At 46.0% G+C, this 4020-nt stretch carries 3 protein-coding genes and 1 pseudogene; all 4 read right to left on the bottom strand.

Annotated features, from left to right (window positions below; translation table 11 throughout):
* Positions 1–620, bottom strand: a 620-nt coding sequence (locus PLH26_RS20740) for a TonB-dependent receptor domain-containing protein (protein WP_324587930.1), incomplete at its 3' end; no start/stop codon positions are given.
* Between the two features lie 98 nt (positions 621–718).
* Complete coding sequence (locus tag PLH26_RS20735) at positions 719–2044, bottom strand: TonB-dependent receptor plug domain-containing protein (protein ID WP_324587929.1); 1326 nt, start codon at positions 2042–2044, stop codon at positions 719–721.
* Positions 2045–2388: 344 nt separating this feature from the next.
* Complete coding sequence (locus tag PLH26_RS20730) at positions 2389–3198, bottom strand: N-acetylmuramic acid 6-phosphate etherase (RefSeq protein ID WP_324587928.1); 810 nt, start codon at positions 3196–3198, stop codon at positions 2389–2391.
* A 193-nt stretch (positions 3199–3391) separates the two neighbouring features.
* A pseudogene (locus PLH26_RS20725) lies at positions 3392–4020 on the bottom strand (DNA gyrase/topoisomerase IV subunit A); the annotation flags it as partial.

Here is a 4020-nt window from a genome sequence, read left to right as displayed (position 1 = left end):
AAATCAAGCCCCACGTTTGTGGTTTTGGAAGATTCCCACCGCAGATCAGGGTTTGCCAGGCGGGAATAAAATGTACCCGGAGGATAGCTGCCGGCGGGATACAGGGGATAGCTTACTGAAGCGTTCACTTCAGTTCTGAAAAGCGGTTGAGTAAGTTTTGGCCCAATTTCCTGGTTACCGGTTATGCCCCAGCCCCCTCTTAATTTAAGTACATTAAAAGCAGAATTTTGCATAAACGATTCTTCAGCAATATTCCATCCTAAGGAAAAGGAAGGGAAATAACCGTATTTGTTGTTTTCCCCGAATTTGGTTGAGCCGTCCATCCTGAAGTTTACCGTTGCCAGGTATTTGTTGTCGAATCCGTAGTTAATACGGGCAAAATAAGACTGAATTTCGTTGATATTGGCATTGCCGTACGGGCGGTTATTGGCCATGGTCAATTCCTGTCCGATACCCGGATTGTAGATGGGATCCAGGTCGTTCAGCGGCAACTTGTTGATACTTGAGCCCCTGAACTGATACAGGATATTCTGATAAGAATGACCCGCCAGCGCAGCGATGTTGTGATAACCGATATCGGTAGTATAGTTAAGATAATTTTCGATGATCTTGTTGCGCACCAGCGTTGACTGCGTTTCGAACCTTCCGTCGCGCTGCGGTACCTCATTGGCGTAATTAACATAGTCGCGCGTGCCGGTTGCATTATCAATACCAAAATTCAGTTTATAAGTCCTTTTATAATTCTTAACGTAGGCGTAATATTCCCCAGCACACGATTGATGCTGGCAACATCTTTATACAGTTCAAGTTCAAGTAGTGGATTGCTGACGTTCTCAAATTTTGCCGGATTACCATCGGCATCCCGTGCCGGCAATGTTGGATTATTGGAAATAGCGCTGCCGATCATACCATCAATGGGCGGCCTGCGGTTGCCGGTATTGCTGGCGGTAAGGTTAATGTCAATGGTCAGGCGGTCATCCAATAATTTTTGCGTAGCGTTAAAACGACCGGTATACCTTTTCAAATTGCTGCCTTTCAGAATACCATCCTGGTTTAACGCATTTAAAGAAGCGTAATATACCAGCTTGCTGGTACCTCCGCTTAAAGTAAGGTTATTTTCATACGTATTAGCAGTGCGAAAAATTTCATCCTGCCAGTCGGTAGAAGAACCAAAATCCTCCAGGTCGCCACCCACAGCTACGACTTGCTTTTTAAACTCATCCGTTGAAAATATCGGCAGTTTGTTTGCAGCGCGGGCAATGCCTATAGAAGAAGTATAACTGAGTGTAGAAGTACCCGCCTTACCGCGCTTCGTTGTAATAAGTACTACCCCATTGGCACCACGGGAACCATAAATGGCAGTAGCTGATGCGTCTTTCAATATGTCCATGGATTCAATATCCTGCGGGTTTAAAAAGTTGAGGGGGTCACCGCTGCCGGTCCCGGCGTTGTCGAGTGGCACACCATCTACTACAAAAAGAGGGGAACTGCCGCTTCTAACGGTACCAGAGCCGCGAATAACAATATTCACCCCCGCCCCGGGCTCACCGCTGGTAGAAGTAATATTTACACCGGCAACCTTGCCCTGCAGCAGCTGTTGCGGGTTGTTTACGATCCCTTTGTTGAAAGCCTCAGCTTTAACAGATTTTACAGATCCGGTCACATCTCTTTTACGTTGCGTGCCGTAACCTACCACTACCACGTCTTCAAGGCTTTGGGCGGCTACTTTTAACACAATTTCGAGCTGCAGGCCGTCATCCCCTACAATACCGGCAACCGCTTCCGTACTATAGCCTACGTAGCTTACGGTAAAAGTATATCGGCCCCGGGGGAGACCTGAAAAAGAAAACGCCCCTTCCTCATTGGAGGCAACTGTTGTTTTTGATTGATTGGAGGAGTTTTCTGCAGTAACAGAGGCGCCGGCAACGGCATCGCCGGTTTCGGTTTTAACAGTGCCTGAAACAGGCTTGTTGGCTTCCTGGGCAGAAAGACACAGTGTAAATGGTAATAACAATACCATTAACCATAGCAGTCGTTGTCTCATAAGCTAAGATGATTTTGGTTATGATTTACTTTCAGGAGTAAACATAATACTGTTTTTAATCTAAAATGTGTATCAATATTATGCAAACGTTTGAAATTTTTCCGGTACGTCTGGCGTATTTATACACTCAGACAAACAGCAACAGAAAAACGATGCATGGAAGAACGGGGAGGGTAGTTAGTGGTAAGTGGAGAGTAGTAAGTGGGAAGTGAAACGCAAGAAATAGTGGCAAATGAATAGCCTGTCGTTAGAGGTGCTGGTGCAGGGTGCAAGCACAATAACTTCTTTCTATAGCCTGAAAACCTATAACTGAAACATGTAACCTTCAACCTGCAACCCGAAACCTATCTTCCAAGCGCATCCATCGCTTTCTTTACACTGCCGTATTTGAGCAGGATGGCTTTTGCATCATCATAATCGTCAAGTCCTGCTTTATCCATCAATATTTTTACCGCCCGGTCGGTGATCTTATCATTGATGAGCAGCACATTTACCATGCTGCTGTCTTCAACTCTCTCCAGCTTTATCATAGTAGTAGTGCTGATCATATCAAAGATCATTTTTTGCGCCGTACCGCATTTCATACGGGTGCTTCCCGTAACAAACTCGGGGCCGGTAATTACTTCCACCGGAAGGGATGATGCAGTAGCAATGGGCGACTCCGGATTGCTTACAATGCAACCGGCAGTAATGCCGGCAGCCCGGCATTGCTTTAAGGCCGCCAGTACAAAGGGCGTTGTTCCGCTTGCAGAAATCCCCACAACAATATCTTTATCGGAAATGTTATACTCCTTTAATGCAGCCCATCCCGCTTCGGTGTCGTCTTCTTTTTCTTCAGGCGCCTCAATAAGATGTTCCACCCCCCCTGCCAATACCACATTCACCACACCTTTGGGTATGCCATAGGTTGTAGGCAGCTCAATGGCATCCAGCACAGAAAGACGGCCGCCGCTGCCGGCGCCAAGATAGAACATCCTCCCGCCGGACTTCAGCTTGTCAACAATGGCTGCAATGAGCCTGTTGACCTGCGGCAGTGCCTTTTCTATTGCCAGCGCAACTTTTTTATCCTCATTATTAATGTGAGCCGTAAGCTCTTCTATGGTCATTTTTTCCAGATGCCTGTACAAAGAGGGCTGTTCGGTAATTCGTATCATAGTAGTGTTAAATCAATTAATTATGTCGGTATGTTACCGTGAGAGGTGAGAGGATAAAGCCCGCCCGCCTGTCCCCGTTCGGACGGGGTGAAAGAATGTTTCACTTCCCACCATTCGCTATTCACTTCTCATTATTCAACAACCCGGAGAAATTAAATCACGGCAGATACCCATTTGGACCATTGGCAGTTCATTAAAACAATTCGGGCTGCTGGTTATCTTCTGCTTTCTTTTTCTCCCAATCCATTTCCACGCTTTTTGAATAATCTGCCAGTTTAGCACCTACAGCTTTCCATCCCATTACCTCTACTACCTTATTGACCCTGATTTTCGCTTTCCTGATCTGGGCTCCCCTCCCGCTCTGCATGATCAGTACCGGCGCTTCATCTGTGGTAACTGCCTGCAACCGGTTCCCTTCTCCTTCCTTTATAAAAAAGAACATATTGCGAAGCGTGGTTGTTTCTATTTTAAATCTTTTGATATTGTATTGCAGCTTCTCCTTATCAAGGTATACCGCAGTAATCACTTTTTCCGGATCAAATTTTTCAATCAGCAATACCTTGTCGCTGTCAATGTGCTGGCTGAGCTCCGTATCGGAAATTTCATAGTTGCCATTATTATAGATGATCAATATACGGTCTTCGCTGTCAAACATGCCCAGGTATTGACCTTTCTCTTCTGCGTTAAGTCTTCCGAATGTATCGTCAAACCATAGTTTTCTGCCGCTTAACGTAGACCGGCCGGCTTCCTTGAACCTGATGGATTTGACCGGGTATTTGGTTACCTGGTTACCCATGCTGCCCCGGCCTTTGATCTCTAATT

The organism is Agriterribacter sp. (assembly GCF_035444585.1).
Taxonomy (GTDB): Bacteria; Bacteroidota; Bacteroidia; order Chitinophagales; family Chitinophagaceae; genus Agriterribacter.
This window is presented reverse-complemented; position numbering and strand designations above follow the sequence as displayed.